The sequence below is a fragment of the Streptomyces sp. NBC_00316 genome (assembly GCF_036158715.1).
In the GTDB taxonomy this organism is placed as follows: domain Bacteria; phylum Actinomycetota; class Actinomycetes; order Streptomycetales; family Streptomycetaceae; genus Streptomyces.
This window is the reverse complement of record NZ_CP108023.1, coordinates 2,111,262-2,127,005: the sequence shown is the minus strand read 5'-3', so window position 1 is coordinate 2,127,005 and position 15,744 is coordinate 2,111,262. Positions and strand designations below refer to the sequence as shown.

Here is a 15,744-nt window from a genome sequence, read left to right as displayed (position 1 = left end):
TCCGAACCTACTGCGCCACCAGTCCCTTTGCGTCGCGCGCCAGCGCCGTCAGCCGGGAGATTGCCCGGAAGTACTTCTTCCGGTACCCCCCGTTCAACATCTCGTCGCTGAACAGCCGGTCGAACGGGAGCCCCGAAGCGAGCACCGGTATCTCCCGGTCGTACAGCCGGTCGGCGAGCACCACGAGCCGCAGCGCCGTCGACTGGTCGGGCACCGGCTGCACGTCGGTGAGGCAGACGGCCCGGATGCCGTCCGTCAGCGCGCCGTACCGGCTCGGATGGACACGGGCGAGATGGTCGAGCAGCGACGGGAAGTCGTCCAGGCTCGCGCCCGCGTTGGCGTACGCCGCCCTGGTGACCTGCTCGTCGGAGTACGGCGCGGGTGCCTCGGGCAGCCCGCGGTGCCGATAGTCCTCGCCGTCGATCCGCAGCGGGTGGAAGTGCGACGACAGGCCCTGGATCTCCCGCAGGAAGTCCGCGGCGGCGAAGCGCCCCTCGCCGAGCTTGCCGGGCAGCGTGTTGGAGGTGGCGGCCAGGGCGACCCCGGCCTCGACCAGCCTGCTGAGCAGCGACGACACAAGGACGGTGTCGCCCGGATCGTCGAGTTCGAATTCGTCGATGCAGAGCAGCCGGTGCCCGCTGAGCGTCTGCACGGTCTGCTGGAAGCCCAGCGCGCCCACCAGATTCGTCAGCTCGACGAAGGTACCGAACGCCTTGAGCGACGGGGCGGCGGGTGTGGCGTGCCAGAGCGAGGCCAGCAGGTGCGTCTTGCCGACGCCGTAACCGCCGTCGAGATACACGCCGAGGGGCCCGGCCGCCGGCGCCGCCTTCCTGCCGAACCGCCACCACTTCTCCGAGGATGCGCCTCGCGCCCTTCCCTTGCCCACACCCGTGGCGTGCGCCCCGCCGAGTCCGGTCGCGAATTCGCCGAGGACCTTGACCGCCTCGATCTGGCTGGGCTGATCGGGGTCGGGTACGTACGTGTCGAAGCGCACCGAGTCGAAGCGCGGCGGCGGCACCATCTCGGCGACCAGACGGTCGGCAGGGACGTGCGGCTCAAGGGCGCACAGGGACAGCGGGGCCGTTTCGGCTATGGGGCTCTGCCCAGGCACGGCGGTGGAGGACGACACAGCTCTCAAGCTTAAGGGCCGTGCAAGACTGCATGGCATGCGACGCCTCTTCCCTGTGACCGACCAGACACCGGCCCCCGAAGGAGGGGAGTGGAGCCTCGAGGCACTGGCGGACGCCTATGCCTACCCCGCGGGGGACGGCCCCTGGCTGCGGGCCAACATGGTCTCCACGCTCGACGGCGCCGCCCAGCACGACGGCCGCTCGCAGCCGATCTCCAGTGACACGGACATGCGGATCTTCGGTACGTTGCGCGGCCTGGCCGATGTCGTCGTCGCGGGAGCGGAGACCGTACGTGCGGAGGGCTACCGGCCCGCGCGGGCCCGGGACGCCTTCGCCGCACGGCGGGCGGCGGCCGGACAGGGGCCCGCACCGGCGATCGCCGTCGTCAGCGGCAGTCTCGATCTGGACTTCTCGCTCCCGCTCTACGTCTCGCCGCTCGTCCCCACCCTCGTCCTCACCGGAGCCGGCGCTCCCGCCGAGCGGATCGAGGCGGCACGGAAGGCGGGCGCCGAGGTGGTGATCGCCGGGGAGGGTTCCCGGGTGGACCCGGCCAGGGCCGTACGGGAACTAGCCGAGCGTGGCCTCAAGCGGCAGCTGGCGGAGGGCGGGCCCCGGCTGCTCGGACAGTTCGTCGCCGCCGGGGTGCTGGACGAGGTGTGTCTGACCTTCTCGCCGATGCTGACCGCGGGGGACGCCCAGCGGATCGCGGGCGGCCCGTCGGTGGAAGTGCCGGAGCGGTTCGCCCTGACGTCGCTGCTGGAGGAGGCCGGGTTCCTCTTCAGTCGGTACTGTCGGATCTGACAATAAGCGGAAATTACCGTTCCGCTTTGCCCCCGCTGGGCACAATAGCTCTCGCAGACCCCGTGTGATCATGGGGAAGGATGGTTTCAGCAACGGCCTGCGACGGCCGGTGGAACAGAAGGGCGCCTGTGGTGTTCACCAGCGTTTTGATGATCGAGAAGCCTCTCACCTCCGAGGACGTCGAGTTCGTCACGACCCTCCACGGGGAGGAAGAGATCTCGTTCGTCGTACTGATGCAGCCACGCGGTGACCAGGCCGACGTTCTTCTGCGTGCCATCGACGACCTGGCGATGGGCGAGATCAAGGAAGCGGCCCGCGAGCTCGTCGGCCCCGAGGGCACGGACGCCGCACAGCCCGCCGAGCTGGCACTCGAGGTCTCGGTCACCGCATTGCGCCAGGCGGGCGCCGAAGCGGTCGGGCAGGTGGTCGAGGAACACCCGCTGGACAAACTGAAGGCCGTCGTCGACGAGGCGCAGGCGGACGAGGTCATCGTGCTGACCGCCCCGCACTACGTGGAGGAGTTCTTCCACCGCGACTGGGCGTCCAGGGCCCGCCACAAGGTCGGCGTACCGGTGCTCAGACTCTTCGCGCACAGCGAATAGGCTGGGAGGCCATAAACCTCGATCGACCCTGGGAGACATGCGCATGGCACCCGGTATTCCTGCCGCCATGGAACGACCTCACTTCATCGGCATCGGCGGCGCCGGAATGTCGGGCATCGCGAAGATCCTCGCCCAGCGCGGCGCGAAGGTCGCGGGCAGTGATGCCAAGGAGTCCGGAACGGCCGAGGCCCTGCGGGCGCTGGGGGCGACCGTCCACATCGGGCACGCCGCCGGTCATCTGGCGGACGACGCCACCTGCGTGGTCGTCTCCAGCGCCATCCGCGCCGACAACCCCGAGCTGCTGCGCGCCGCCGAGCTGTCGATCCCCGTCGTGCACCGTTCGGACGCGCTCGCCTCGCTGATGCAGGGCCTGCGCGCCATCGCCGTCGCCGGCACCCACGGCAAGACGACCACCACGTCGATGCTGGCCGTCGCCCTGTCCGAGCTGGGCCTCGACCCGTCGTACGCCATCGGCGGCGATCTCGCGGGACCCGGCACGAACGCGACGCACGGTGAGGGCGACATCTTCGTCGCCGAGGCCGACGAGAGCGACCGCAGCTTCCAGAAGTACGACCCCGAGGTCGCGATCGTCCTCAACGTCGAGCTGGACCACCACGCGAATTACGCCTCGATGGACGAGATCTACGAGTCCTTCGAGACGTTCGCCGGCAAGATCGTCCCCGGCGGCACCCTGGTCGTCTCCGCCGACCAGTCCGGCGCGGTCGAGCTGACGAAGCGCGTACGCGACCTCTCCTCCCTCAACGTCGTCACCTACGGCGAGTCCGAGACCGCCGACGTGCGGGTCCACAAGATCACCCCGCGCGGGCTGACCAGCGAAGTCACGGTCGTCCTGAGCGGCAAGTTCCTCACGTTCGCGGTCTCCGTCCCGGGCCGCCACTACGCCCTCAACGCGGTCGCCGCCCTCGCCGCCGGTGTCGCGCTCGGCATCCCGGCGCACAACCTGGCCTCCGCGCTCGGCAAGTACACCGGGGTCAAGCGCCGCCTCCAGCTCAAGGGCGAGGCGGCCGGCGTCCAGGTCATCGACTCGTACGCGCACCACCCGACGGAGATGACCGCCGACCTCGAAGCGATGCGCGGCGCGGCGGCCGGCTCGCGCCTGCTGGTCGTCTTCCAGCCGCACCTCTTCTCCCGCACCCAGGAGCTCGGCACCGAGATGGGCCAGGCCCTCGCCCTCGCCGACGCCTCCGTGGTCCTGGACATCTACCCGGCCCGCGAGGACCCGATCCCGGGCATCACCAGCACCCTGATCACCGACGCGGCGAAGGCGGCCGGCGCAGACGTCACCGCCGTCCACGACAAGGCGGCGGTCCCCGAGGTCATCGCGGGAATGGCGAAGCCCGGCGACCTCGTTCTCACCATGGGGGCGGGCGACGTCACGGACCTCGGCCCGCAGATCCTGGACCACCTGTCGAGCTGAGGGAGCAACCGTGTCGTACGACATCGAGAAGCCGGACGAGGAATGGCGGGCGGAGCTGACGCCCGCCGAGTACGCGGTCCTGCGCCAGGCCGGCACCGAACCGGCCTTCGTCGGTGAGTACACCGACACCAAGACGGCCGGCGTCTACTCCTGCCGGGCCTGCGGCGCCGAGCTGTTCCGCTCGGACACGAAGTTCGAGTCGCACTGCGGCTGGCCGTCCTTCTACGACCCGAAGGACACGGACGCGGTCGAACTGATCCAGGACCGCAGCCTCGGCATGGTCCGCACCGAGGTGCGCTGCGCGCGCTGCGGCTCGCACCTGGGACACGTCTTCGAGGGCGAGGGCTACCCGACGCCGACGGACCAGCGGTACTGCATCAACTCGATCTCGCTGCGCCTGGCGCCGGACGAGAGCTGACGCGACGGCCGGCTGCGGGATACGTCCGCCCGCAGCCGGTCAGTCGGCCTCGGGGTTCTCCGGGCGCAGCAGCGGGTGGGCCACGCCGGGGAAGACCCGGGCCCTGACCACCGGCTCCGCGGACCCGCCCTGCACCACCGTCTCGGCGACGCCCCACGGGCGGCCGGGCAGGACGACGGTCAGCGTGTACGAGGACGAGCAGCCCAGGCAGTCGTACCGGTCCGCCCACGTCTCCACATCGGTGACGCTGCCGGGATAGCGCGCCACATGCCGGTGCCGGGCGTGACAGCGCTCGCACGTCTCGCCGGGCTCGCAGGTCCCACCACAGGGGCACGGCACGTCGAGCGAGTCCGCCGGGCGCCAGCGCTGCGTGAGGACGGCCTCACGGGTGGCGCCCATGTCCTTCATCGCCTTCAGATTGCGCGCGGCGACGTTGTACGACTCGCCGGTGGCGGCCATCCGGTCGCGGATGACGTCCTTGCGTCCGCGGTTCGTCGTCATGGGTTCCTCATCCGTTCCTACGGGGTCACGCAGCCCGCCAGGAGGTCCACGAGATCGGTACCGGTCCACGGTACCGGTCGCACCGGGCGGTCTGCGCCACGCCTCCGGCCGGCTCAGTCCACCGGCCCGCCCGCCACATAGATGACCTGGCCTGAGACGAACCCTGCTCCGGGGCTCACCAGGTAGGACGCCGTATGGGCGATGTCCTCCGGCTGACCCACTCGCCCGACCGGGATGGACCGCGCCGCGTCGCGCCGGAACTCGTCGAAGCCGAGGCCGAGCCGACGGGCCGAGGCCCTGGTCATGTCGCTCACCACGAACCCCGGGGCGATGGCGTTGGCGGTGATGCCGTGCCGGCCGAGCTGCAGGGCGAGCGACTTGGTGAATCCGATCAGGCCGGCCTTCGCGCTGCCGTAGTCGACGCGGGCGGCGTCGCCGACCGCGGAGATGCTCGACATGGTGACGATCCGGCCCCAGCCGGCCGTGACCATGTGCGGACAGACGGCCCGGGTGGCGAGGAACGGGCCGCGCAGATTGATGCCCAGGACCGTGTCCCACTGCTCCGTGGACATCTCCACGAGGTCGGCGCGGGGACCGACACCGGCGTTGTTGACCAGCACTGTCGGTGGACCCAGCTCGGTGGTGACCCGGGCGACGGCGGCGGTCACCGCGGCCTCGTCCGCGACATCGGCGGCGACCGCCACCGCCGACCCGCCGTCGCTCCTGATGGCCTCCACCGTCCCTGCGCAGTCCGCCTCGTCCAGGTCGATCACGCCGACCGCCAGGCCGTCACGGGCCAGCTGCCTGGCCACCGCGGCACCGATGCCGCGTGCCGCGCCGGTGACAATCGCCGTGCGTCGCACCTCAGTTGTGAATGTCATGGGCTGAAGTTCACGGCATGAGCGCGCTGCTGCCAACCGAATTGGGCCCGGGCTCCACGATCGGCCCTCACAGAGATGGCGCACCGTCGACCACCAACCGTGACCGGACAGCTGCCGACACCACTGAGCCGGCCAGGAGAAAGGCCCCGACCACTCCTGGACGGAGGGGTCGGGGCCTCTGCTGTGCGCGTCCGGCGTGGGGTGCGACCGTCAGCTGCCGGCGGCCCTACGGCGGCGCATCCACCAGGTCAGGCCCGCTCCGCCGACGGCGAGTGCCGCGGCGAGGGAGGCGATCGGACCGATGGGGGTGTCGGAGCCGGTGTCGGCGAGGTCGCCGTCCGGGTCCTTCGGAGCGCCGGTGGGGGCGGGGGTGTGGCTGTCGGAAGGTTCCGGTGCCGGGGTGGTGGGCGTGTGGGTCGGCCTGCTGGTGGGTTTGCCCGTGTCGGTCGGCTTCGGGCCCGGGGTGTTGCCCCCGCCGCCGTTGTCGACCTGGCCGGAGCTGGAGCCGCCGAACATGACGGTGTTGCTGTTGCGGTAGGTGACCGTGGTGGTCCTGGAGGTCTTGGTGGTGGTGTCCGTTCTGGGGTGCTGGAGGTTGAACTCCACCTTGGAGATGTTGCGCTTCGGGGCCTTGGAGAAGTCGACGCCGCCCATGATGCAGGTCTTGTTCTGGCCGTCGACCTGGCAGGGGTAGCTGTAGTCGCCCTGCGTGTACGACTTCATGTAGTCGTCCCACGTCTGCTTCGGGGTCCAGGTCCTGGCCTTGCCCCGCAGCGGCCACCGGGCCACGTCGTTGCTGTTGATGATCGGCCGGAAGTCGGTGACGTGGTCCTTGTCCTGGGTGCGGACGTACTCGGCCGCGACGCGGGCGTTGTAGACGCGGCGCAGGTCGGCGTACGCGCTCCCGCTGTTGACCTTCTTCTCGACATCGGGGATCACGTACTGCTCGACCAGGCGCTGTGAGGTGTCGATCTGGGCCTCGGTCAGGTCGCACTTGCCGTTGGGGCTGGGGTAGTTGACCTTCTGGGGTTCGGCGTTGACCTTCAGTGGCGCATCCAGGATGTACAGGCCGTTGTTGTCGGCGCGGACCTTGGCGGTCCTGGGAACGATCCACAGCCGGATCTGGTGCCCGCAGGGGATGTTCGCGGCCGTCATGGCATCCCAGTACTGCTTGCCGATGCCGCTGCGCGGGTCCATGTCGCGCGCGTAGTCGTGCTTCATCTCCAGGTCGGCCTGAAGCAGGACACGTCCGGCGTCGGTCTTCCCGAACGTCTTGTCCATGATCTTGTCGGGCTGGTCCGGGTTGAGGTTGACCCAGAACTTGTCCGGCGTCAGCGCGAGCCAGGCGAACATCGCATCGGAGGAGAGCTGGAGGCGCTGCTCACCGCCCCAGCCGGGGTTCTTGTCCTCGTCCTCGACCATGTCGGCCTTGAAGGAGTAGTCGAGACCCTTGCCCTTGGTCGGGTTGCCGACGTACTGAAGCTCCAGGGTGGAGAAGTCGATGCCCCCGGGCCGTCCGAAGCCGCCACGGGTGTTGACCTGGTTGTACTGGTGCTGGAGCTTGCGTGCCTGCTCAGGGGTCTTCGCCGAGCGCCACACGTCGTCGTGCAGCGGGCCGTAGGAGCCGGCGCGGCGCGGGTCGGGGTTGAAGACCTTGTCGTAGCGGGTGTACTTGTTCGGCTTCCAGCGGGCATGGCCGTTGGCACGCTGCTCGCGGATGGTGGCCTGGGGAAGGTTCGTGCCGCGTTCGCTCTGGAGCTGCCGGTTCAAGGACGCGTACTGGCGTTTGGTGTTGCCGGTGGTCTCGTCGCCGGTGATCAGGCGGAGTTTGTGGTCGGCGTACTCCTTGTTGCGCAGGACGTGCTTGTCCCAGCGGAGCTGTTCGGCGATGTGCTTGCCGTTGGACTTGAACTCGACGAACTCTTTGGTCTTGGCGTTGTAGGCGTCGTACTTGCGGACCGCCTGCTCGCCGGTCCTGGGGTTGATGACCGCCTTGCCGTTCTTGTCGAAGACCGGCACTTCCTTCTGGCAGATCCAGTCCGGTCCGACGAGCTTGAACTGCTTGACGACGCGGGATTCGAAGCCGTCGCCCTTGCGCTGGTTGGCCTCGTTGCCGATGACCCTCTGGTCGATCCAGAGGCGGAAGTCCTTCATCTTCCGCGGGCCGTTGCCGATGAGCTGCTTGTGGAAGCGGGCGTAGATCTCCAGGGCCCGGTACTGCGGGTCACCGGTCTGGGCGTACTTCTTCTTCCACTTCTGGACGTCCGCGTCGGTCTTGCCGGCGGTGTTCAGCTTGGCCTGGTCCGGCGTGGGCATCCCATCGAAGGCGTGGGAGGGGTTGTCGAAGAAGTAGTCGCCCCAGGTGTTCTCGGGGTTCTGGCTGTAAGGGGTGTTCTTGCCCTGGATGCCGCGGGCCTCGTCCATGTTGTATTTGCGGCCGAGGAACTTCTCGTCGCAGCGGATCTTGCCTGGTGCGGCGTCGGCCGTGCCCTGTAGGGCGGGCAGGCCGGTGACGATGAGTCCGGCTGCGGCTGCCGTGGCGAAGCAGGCGGCCAGCCGGAGCCGTAAGCGTGATCGTATGGAGGTACTCACGTGTCTGTCCCTGTGGGGGGCTCATGGGACATGGAGTCGGACGGTGGGGCCCCCGTGCTTGCCACCGTCCAGCCCCACACCCTAGAGCTTCATGTGCTGGCTGATACAACGGGTTGTTGAGGTTCGGCATGTCAACTGGCGTGACAGGAAGGACAGTTCATTTCACTGTCCGAGTGGCTGTCTACAGTGGGCGGCATGGCTGATCGCGCAGACCACAGCATCGACCCGCAGCCCCACCCCGACCTGTCGGCGTGGCTGACCGAACGCGCCCAGAGCTTTGAGCACTGGGCCGAGGCCAACAGCACCCCCGAGGCATGGGACTTCTCCCCCCAGTCCCTGGACGCGCTGGAAGATCTCATCCGCAGCCGGTACGACGACGACGCTGAGACCCTCGCCGCGCGACGCGACGCATTTCTTCAGGGGGCGTGCTGGTACATCGGGGAAGTGGTCTGCCGCACCCAGGGAGCGGTGTGGAAGTTCGAGCCGTTCGCCGTGGAGGGCGCCGAACTGCCGTCCCTGTTCGGGGAGGCGGATCCGTCAGGGGTCATCGACGACCCCTGCGTGGGGTTGCCCGGAGAGGACACGGAGGAGGCCATCTATCCGATGGGCGCCGTGCACGGACTGTTCACCACCGAAGACGAGCTGGGCAACCCCATCGTCCAGCACCTCTCCTACGTGCTGGGCGACTCCGACGAGGACGACGAGGGGTAGCCGGGGGATCCGCAGCGAGCGAGGCCTGGACCCGGCTAGAACCGTCGCACCCGTGCCGCCAGCCGGCTTCCCAGTCGCCTGCCGAGGGTGCCTGGCCGGCGGCGCCAGGCCCGGAACGCCTCCGCCGTGCGGCTGCTGCCCGTGCGTTCGGCGGCCTTCTCCACCGCCGCGATCTCGCTGCCGGACAGGTCGCGCACCACGGGACGCAGCACCTCCTCCAGCAGTGCGGCCCGGGTTTCGCTCCAGGCCCGGCCCGCGTGCGGGTGGGAGGTCCAGACCGTGAAACAGTCGGCCACGTACGCCGGTTCGGCCCGCAGTCGGGCCAGGACGGTGTCGTGTCGGGCGGCCCTGCCGTAGGCCGCGATCAGATCCGGGTCGTCGCTGTGCACGAATGCGTACAGCTCCGCCTCAGGGCGGTCCGGTGCGAGCAGGCTGTGCGCAAGGGTGCCGTAGGCGTGCTCCAGCACAGTGGGTTCCACCGGCTCTGCGCGGGCGCGCAGAGCCTTTGCTCGGTCGGGCCAGCCGGGCGCCGACTCGCCGGACCTGATGTCGCGGGCGAACTCCAGCAGCTGCAGTGCACCGCGGCCTCGTGCATCGATCTCCTGGGGGAAGCAGCGCAGTAGATCGTGGGCGAGTTCGGTGGCCTCCGCGTCGTCGGAAGGCGCGGAGAGTGCGGCGGCGACGAGGTGTGACCACGTACCGGCCGTCCGGTGGGAGTCGGAGCCGGACTCGCCGAGGAGGAGCCGCGCCTCGCCCGCCGTCGGGGTGGCATCGCCCCAGATCAGCCCGACGGCGGTACGCAGTACCAGCGGCTCGGCGAAGGGCGAGAACCCGGCGGCGCGCAGCACCGTGTGCAGTGCCATGATGCGGTCGGAGCCCTGCTCTTTCGCGCGGGGCGCCTCGGCGCACATCCGCAGATGCGGCAGTGCCTGCGCGCCGGTGAAGGGGAGGGCGACGCGGGTGAGGAGTTCTTCGGCGGCGGAGGGGGCGGTCAGGGCGAGTTGGTCGAGTTCGCCGAGGAGTGCCGTGCGGACGTCGAACTGCTCGTCCAGGAGATCGAGCAGTGCGTGGCCGCTGTCCGGCGCCGGAGCAGCAAGCAGAGTCTGAGCCATGTGCCGGGCGACGGAAGGAAGTTGGTCCGTCAGATCCATGTCGAGCAGCCGGGCGATCCGGAGCAGCTGCACCTGGCGCCCGATGGTCTCCCCGACCGTGGATTCCGTCGTTTCCGAGGTGAGCTCGGCGAGCAGGGCCGGACCGAGATCCGAGGCCAGCTGCTTCACGGCGGCGGGTTCGGCGAACGCCGAGCGTGGCGGGAGCGCGAGCACGATGTCGCTGCGCCGCACCGCCTCCGTCACCAGTAGTGCGGCGAGCGGTGCCGTGGCGGTGGCAGGGGCACGTCCTTCGAGCGCCGCCAGCAGCCGGGCGACCGACGCCGACTCGGCGGCGGTACGGTCGTCGGCCGGTGCTGCGAGCGCGGTGGTCAGCCGGTGCGCCTGCTGCTCGTCCAGCGCGTACGGCCTCTCGGCAGCCCAATCGGCGGCCGCTGCACGCCCGTTGGGGCCGAGCTCGATGCCCGCGTGCAGTGCGGTGAAGGCGAGCGGTCCGGCGGCGAAGGGTTCGCCGGGCAGCCCGGCAGCTGCCCGGAACAGTTCCGGTGCGCGGCTGCGCCAGATCCGGGCCACCGTCTCCGCCCAGGCATCGTCCACCGGCCCCTCCGGAGCGCGGCCGGCGCATGCGTGGACACGGAAGCCCGGGCCGGTCAGCTCGTGTGCGTCATCCGGCATTACGCCGATCACCTGGTGCGGGGAGTGCGCCGGGCGGCGGGTGTACGTGGTGAACGTCAGCCGGTGTGCGTCCTCCGGCGGGAGTACGGCTCCGGCCAGCGCGATCCACCGGGCCACGTCCGCGCTCTGCCGCTCCACGAGGACGATCTGCGCCGACGACGGTTTCTCGCTCACCCGGCGCAGATCGGCGAAGACCGTCGCGAGCCAGGGGCTGCGGGAGACCGCGAAGTCGTTGAGCGCCTCCTGCCCGAAGGCGGCAGAGGCGGGGAGGGCCGATATGCGGTCGGGTGTACCGCCGTCGGGCGTGGTCGATGCCCAGCTCGGCGACCGCCACGCCGTGATGGGGAGCGCGTCGCCCGGCAGGCGCGTGCCGGCCGGAAGATGCACCGCATGCGCGTGGAAGTGACCGGCGCCGGAACCTCCGAGTGCCACGGTGCGGCTCAGCAGATGGCTGCCGTCGGAGAGCGCGCTGAAGCTGAACGTCTCGGGAAAGAACCAGAGTTCGGCGTTCGTTGGACGATACGGAGCCTCGGCCGGAGGCTCGTAACCGAGCAGCTTCTCCGCCTCGGTCAGCACCGGTGTGGGTATGCCGCCACCGACCGCAGTGAACCGTGCGCCGACCCCGTCGTCCCCAGCAGAGGCAGAGGTGTAGTGCAACTGCGCGAGGCTCATGCGTCGGCCCTCTTCGTCCTTGCCGCATAGGACCCCGTGTGTCAGCACGCCCCGCCCTCGTCGGCCGTCGTCAGAGGCCGGCCGTACGGGCACGGCGACGACCCCGGCGGGGAGCGGTCCGTAATCGTGGGAGCGACGCTATCAAGGTGCGGCGGGACCGCAGGCATGCTGCCGAAACGTGATCTGGGTAACGTGCGCGGAGACGTTCAGTCCGGCGGCATCTCTCGCGTCGGCCCGACTGGTGCGCTCAACTCCGGTACGTGGTCAGCGCTGGACGGCGTACGCGACGAAGCCGTTCCAGGCGGCGGGGGAGAGGGCGAGCTGGGGGCCCTCTTCGATCTTAGAGTCCCGGACGTGGACGGTGTCGGGGGAGGTGGCCACCTCTACGCAGGGGTCGCCCGACCCGCTGCTGTAGCTGCTCTTGAACCAGGCCAGGTCTGTGGTGCTCATGCTGCTCCTTGCATCCGCTCCAGCAGGCTCATCGAGTCCTCCAGGGAGAGAGCGGCGCGCGCCGGGGCCGGGGGAGCTGGTGGCGCCACCGCCCGGTTCCGGCAACGGACACGGGCTGATCCTGGTCGAGGCGCTGGCCGCCCGGTGGGGGGTGCTGGGCCGCGTGCAGCCCGGCAAGACGGTCCGCGCCGAACTGGACCTGCTGTACTGACCGAGGCGGCGGCGTTCTGCACTCAGGCCGGCAGGACGGCCTGGATGCGGGAGAGGGTGAATACCCGGTTGTCCTGGCGCAGATGGCAGTAGCCGTAGAGATAGGGCGGATCGAAGTCGAGTTCGCTCACGGTGCGGACGGTCCGGCCCCCGGACGCCGCGATGTACTCGATGGTGATGGGCTCGCCCTCGTCGATGGCGTACGCGAGCTGGCGCACGTCGGCCAGGGGCAGCGCATCGGTACTGCCGTCCAGGATCTCCTCGGTGTCCGTCCCGTAAGGGACTCCCTTACCGGGGCACGGCTGCGGCTCATGGTCGGGGGCCGCCAGCAGCCGGGCCGCCAGATCGGCGGTCCGGCCCGCGTCCGGCGGCCTTCTGCGGGCTGCAGGCACGGTGGGGCTGTCGGTCGCGGCGGCGGGCTGGGACACGCGCCGCCGGCCCGGCCGCTCCACCCGAACGGACCCGTCGTCGGCCGTTGCCACCGGCGAGTACCCGGCAGCGCGCAGGGCTGCCAGTGCTGCGTCGGGCTCCGCACTGCACAGAAGCACGGTCGAGGCGACGGAACGCAGCCCCAGATGGGTCAGCTCGCGATGTGCGGCCACCTCGACGAGCAGTGCTGTGTCCTCGCTGACCAGGACACAGGCGGCCGGGGCGAGTCGGATGCGGCCGTGGCATCGGGCTGCGTCGGTGATCAGGTAGCTCAGTGCCTGGGGCAGAGCGGCGTCCGTCACCTCGCGGAGATCTGCCTCGATCCGGTCAGGGGTGTGACCCGCGTCCAGCGCTCGGCGCAGCGATGCAGGGCTGAACCGCCAGACCGAGGCGGCCGACCGGGATTCCCGGTCGGCAAGGGAGTCCAGGAGTGTGGCCAGCCGGGCAGTCGGAGTGCCGGTCACCACGGCGGTGAGGTCGGCGCCGATGCGGGCGCGGTCGGTTGCGTCGGGCAGCAGCCGCCGGGCGTGGTCGCGAAGGGCTGCCGGATCCTGGCCCAGCAGGGCCGTGCCCAGCGAGGTCAGCGCGCCCCGGGCGACGATCCCCAGCAGTTCGGTCTCCCGGGTCACCGAGGCAAACGGGGACGCATCATCAGGGAGTTCGTCGGCGAGCGGACGGAACCACGATACCGACGAGCCGAGGTCGGCGACCGCCCGCGCGCCATGGCCGGACGGAAGGGAGGCCGCGGCGTTCAGCACTCCCTGCCGTGCCGTCTCACACCCGGTACAGTGTGCCGCCCGGCGTACCGCGGGCAGCGCCTTGCCGTCCTCGTCGCGGGATCCGGTCGGGGTGAGTCCGAGCGGCCACCAGGCACGCAGCAGCAGGACGAACCGTTCCGCGGGCTCCCATGAGGCCCACACGTCATACGCATCGGTCACGGCCAGGACCGTGCCCTCGTACTCGACCAGGCCGGCCGCGTACGCACACTCCAGCACCAGCCGCACCACCGCTTCCTCGGACCCGCTGTCCTTGCCCAGACGGGCCAGTTCACGTGCGCCGACGCCTCCGGACTTGAGGGCCGCCACAGGGCGCTCCGCGCACCGGGCGAGAAGTACCGCGGCCTGGCCGGCGAAGGAGGTGCTCGCGGCTGCGGCCTCACGCTCGATCTCGCCTTCGGTAACCGCTGCAAGGGCCGGTTTCGGCGGCTGCGGGTCGAACGAGGCGTGCCAGTCCGGACCGTACTGCGCGATTCTCACTTCGGCGGGCACGTGAACGGGGCCGTACCCCCGTTGGTCCATCACAATCAACGCCCGCTCCAGCAGCCAGCGTTCGCCGGTCCCCGACCGGCCGGCTCCGTGATACTCCTCTGGGTCGAGGAACCGGGTCAGCGCCTCGCGGGCATCCGGCGGCGCCGAGGCCAGAAGGTCAAGCATGGTGTGCGGGTCCTGGTGATGCGCCACGATTGCGTCGAGACGGTCCTGCCGCCGAGTACCGGGCTTGAGTCCCAGCCTGGCGGCGGTCTTACCGAGCTCTGCCGACGGGACAGCGGCCAACAGCTCGGCCACGCCCTGACCGAGACCGAGCGGGGACTCCCACGCGCCCCGCAGCGCCGGAGTCATATGCAGTCGGCCTGCCAGGTCCGGCCAGACGAGGGCATGGGCGGTGAGGGTGTCCAGCGCGGCGGAGATGCCCTGGGCGTCCGTGCCGAGCAGCGTCTCCAAGGCCGTGCGGGAGGCCGGCTGCGGCAGGGCCGCAAGCGCCTGGGCCAGCTGCAGACAAGGGAGCGGCAGCTTGTTCAGGCTATCCACCACCGACCCGATCCGCTGAAGGCGCTCCGCGAGCTCGCCGAGCGACCGCGGGTCCGGTGCCACCGCTGCGTCGGGTCGTGCATCGAGGAGTCGTCGCAGCTGCTGAGCCCCCAGACTCCGCAACCATCCGACCGGATCGGACCCGTCCGGCCCGTCGTCACTGTCCGGGGCAACCGGTCTGCGAGACGCACGAGGACCAACGAGGTGCAGGGGGCTGTTGGAACCAAAGGCGTCGCCCATGGGAAGTTCACCTGCTCGGATCTGGCCGATGGGACGTGCCGACCGGGCGCTGTCGGCGGAGAGGGCCGATGCCCGCCTCGCGCCAAGGGGCAACACCCGTTCGCCGTAAGAATCCTAACGGTGGTGAGAGACCTGCCCAGATCTGCTTGACAAACATGACGGCGTGATGACGGACTTCGACTGTATTGATCGGCCCAGGCCGACCAACTGCGGCTGCTCGCCGACGATCTGGTGGCGCTGCTCGACGCGCAGATGCCGCACCTGATCACGGCGAGCTCGCGGGACGACTGGGACCGGGCGCGAGTGTACGGGCGCACCGCCCTCGGTCTGCTGCGCTACCACTACTGGATGGCCGCCACCTCACCGGCCCGCATGACCCGGCTGGTGGGCGTGCGGGACCAGATGATGGTCCACAACCTCTTCGCCGTCGCCACCCGTGGCCCGGCACTCATCCACGCCCACAACTCCCATCTCCAGCGGGAGAAGAGCACGATGCGGATGGGCGGGATGCCGCTGGAGTGGTGGAGCGCCGGTGCGCTGGTGAGCGCCCAGCTCGGCAAGGGGTACGCCTTCGTGGCCACGGCCCTCGGCACGATCCGGCACCAGGGGTGGACACGCCGCCGCCGGACACCGTCGAAGGACTCCTGTACGCGCTCCCGGAGGACCGCTGCGTCATCGACGCCCTGCGGCTGGCCGCCGCCCTCGGCGATACGCGGCCCGCGCCCCGCGTATCCCCTGGTTCGGCTACTCCCCGCTTGACCCGGCCCACCTGGCGGACAGCGACGGCATCGTGTTCGTCAAGGATGTCCCGCAGGGCTAGCGTCACCATCAGCAGTCCGGCCTGTAGGGGCGCTTCGGAGGCGCGGCAGGCTCCCCGGCCGTCAACGGCGAATACGACTGTTGAGCGCCGGCCGCCCCCGGCGCACCGCATCGAGGTCGCGGTGACTCCGGGGTGTTGTCGCGGCCTGGCGGACCGGCGCGAGTGTTCGGTCTCTCCGCAACGGCAACGAAGAGGGGGCGAGGCCGCTGGATGCGGCCCCGCCCCCGTGCCAGTCAGCGAGAGCTGACCGGGTGGAC

The 15,744-nt window shown here is 70.2% G+C and carries 13 protein-coding genes and 1 pseudogene; 7 read left to right on the top strand and 7 right to left on the bottom strand.

The features are described from left to right. Positions 1–7 precede the first annotated feature (7 nt). Positions 8–1,129: a cell division protein ZapE gene (gene zapE, locus OG878_RS09365; protein ID WP_328886354.1), complete on the bottom strand. Its 1,122-nt coding sequence runs from the start codon at positions 1,127–1,129 to the stop codon at positions 8–10. A 37-nt stretch (positions 1,130–1,166) separates the two neighbouring features. Here zapE and OG878_RS09360 point away from each other — a divergent pair, with 37 nt between their 5' ends. The 4 genes from OG878_RS09360 (at position 1,167) to msrB (ending at position 4,389) form a co-directional block, all read left to right on the top strand. Further along, complete coding sequence (locus OG878_RS09360) at positions 1,167–1,931, top strand: pyrimidine reductase family protein (RefSeq protein WP_328886353.1); 765 nt, start codon at positions 1,167–1,169, stop codon at positions 1,929–1,931. Between the two features lie 149 nt (positions 1,932–2,080). Next, positions 2,081–2,533 (top strand): indole-3-glycerol phosphate synthase, encoded by a 453-nt coding sequence (locus OG878_RS09355; protein WP_328886352.1) that lies wholly within the window; start codon positions 2,081–2,083, stop codon positions 2,531–2,533. 43 nt (positions 2,534–2,576) lie between these two features. Continuing rightward, positions 2,577–3,971, top strand: a complete 1,395-nt coding sequence (murC, locus tag OG878_RS09350; protein ID WP_328891191.1) for a UDP-N-acetylmuramate--L-alanine ligase — start codon at positions 2,577–2,579, stop codon at positions 3,969–3,971. Between the two features lie 10 nt (positions 3,972–3,981). Then, positions 3,982–4,389 (top strand): peptide-methionine (R)-S-oxide reductase MsrB, encoded by a 408-nt coding sequence (gene msrB / locus OG878_RS09345; RefSeq protein ID WP_030979272.1) that lies wholly within the window; start codon positions 3,982–3,984, stop codon positions 4,387–4,389. Between the two features lie 39 nt (positions 4,390–4,428). On the opposite strand, the gene OG878_RS09340 is transcribed toward msrB, so the two are convergent. The 3 genes from OG878_RS09340 to OG878_RS09330 form a co-directional block, all read right to left on the bottom strand. Then, positions 4,429–4,890 carry a hypothetical protein gene (locus OG878_RS09340; protein ID WP_328886351.1) on the bottom strand — a complete coding sequence of 154 codons (462 nt, stop codon included), beginning with the start codon at positions 4,888–4,890 and terminating at the stop codon, positions 4,429–4,431. Between the two features lie 113 nt (positions 4,891–5,003). Continuing rightward, positions 5,004–5,771, bottom strand: a complete 768-nt coding sequence (locus OG878_RS09335) for an SDR family NAD(P)-dependent oxidoreductase (protein ID WP_328886350.1) — start codon at positions 5,769–5,771, stop codon at positions 5,004–5,006. Positions 5,772–5,981: 210 nt separating this feature from the next. Continuing rightward, positions 5,982–8,363 (bottom strand): hypothetical protein, encoded by a 2,382-nt coding sequence (locus OG878_RS09330; RefSeq protein WP_328886349.1) that lies wholly within the window; start codon positions 8,361–8,363, stop codon positions 5,982–5,984. Between the two features lie 195 nt (positions 8,364–8,558). Between OG878_RS09330 and OG878_RS09325 the strand changes: the two genes are divergently transcribed. After that, a complete protein-coding gene (locus OG878_RS09325) occupies positions 8,559–9,074 on the top strand; it encodes a hypothetical protein (protein WP_328886348.1) in 516 nt (171 codons plus the stop codon). 35 nt (positions 9,075–9,109) lie between these two features. On the opposite strand, the gene OG878_RS09320 is transcribed toward OG878_RS09325, so the two are convergent. Beyond that, positions 9,110–11,530 carry a GTPase-associated protein 1-related protein gene (locus OG878_RS09320; RefSeq protein WP_328886347.1) on the bottom strand — a complete coding sequence of 807 codons (2,421 nt, stop codon included), beginning with the start codon at positions 11,528–11,530 and terminating at the stop codon, positions 9,110–9,112. A gap of 264 nt (positions 11,531–11,794) precedes the next feature. Continuing rightward, positions 11,795–11,980 (bottom strand): DUF397 domain-containing protein, encoded by a 186-nt coding sequence (locus tag OG878_RS09315; RefSeq protein WP_328886346.1) that lies wholly within the window; start codon positions 11,978–11,980, stop codon positions 11,795–11,797. Between the two features lie 79 nt (positions 11,981–12,059). On the opposite strand from OG878_RS09315, the gene OG878_RS09310 reads away from it, so the two are divergent. After that, a complete protein-coding gene (locus OG878_RS09310) occupies positions 12,060–12,191 on the top strand; it encodes a hypothetical protein (protein ID WP_443049082.1) in 132 nt (43 codons plus the stop codon). A 22-nt stretch (positions 12,192–12,213) separates the two neighbouring features. Here the strand turns inward: OG878_RS09310 and OG878_RS09305 are convergent, their stop codons facing one another. Next, the gene (locus tag OG878_RS09305; protein ID WP_328886345.1) at positions 12,214–14,550 is read right to left on the bottom strand and encodes a helicase C-terminal domain-containing protein; all 2,337 of its coding nucleotides are present in this window, start codon (positions 14,548–14,550) and stop codon (positions 12,214–12,216) included. Between the two features lie 306 nt (positions 14,551–14,856). Between OG878_RS09305 and OG878_RS09300 the strand changes: the two are divergent. Then, positions 14,857–15,487 (top strand): annotated as a pseudogene (locus OG878_RS09300) (erythromycin esterase family protein); the annotation flags it as partial. Positions 15,488–15,744 lie beyond the last annotated feature (257 nt).

Excerpts from the sequence above, each read along its gene's own strand:
- OG878_RS09320 (WP_328886347.1), bottom strand. The coding sequence starts at position 11,530 with ATGAGCCTCGCGCAGTTGCACTACACCTCTGCCTCTGCTGGGGACGAC.
- murC (WP_328891191.1), top strand. The coding sequence starts at position 2,577 with ATGGCACCCGGTATTCCTGCCGCCATGGAACGACCTCACTTCATCGGC.
- OG878_RS09340 (WP_328886351.1), bottom strand. The coding sequence starts at position 4,890 with ATGACGACGAACCGCGGACGCAAGGACGTCATCCGCGACCGGATGGCC.
- OG878_RS09355 (WP_328886352.1), top strand. The coding sequence starts at position 2,081 with ATGATCGAGAAGCCTCTCACCTCCGAGGACGTCGAGTTCGTCACGACC.
- OG878_RS09360 (WP_328886353.1), top strand. The coding sequence starts at position 1,167 with ATGCGACGCCTCTTCCCTGTGACCGACCAGACACCGGCCCCCGAAGGA.
- OG878_RS09335 (WP_328886350.1), bottom strand. The coding sequence starts at position 5,771 with ATGACATTCACAACTGAGGTGCGACGCACGGCGATTGTCACCGGCGCG.
- OG878_RS09325 (WP_328886348.1), top strand. The coding sequence starts at position 8,559 with ATGGCTGATCGCGCAGACCACAGCATCGACCCGCAGCCCCACCCCGAC.
- OG878_RS09315 (WP_328886346.1), bottom strand. The coding sequence starts at position 11,980 with ATGAGCACCACAGACCTGGCCTGGTTCAAGAGCAGCTACAGCAGCGGG.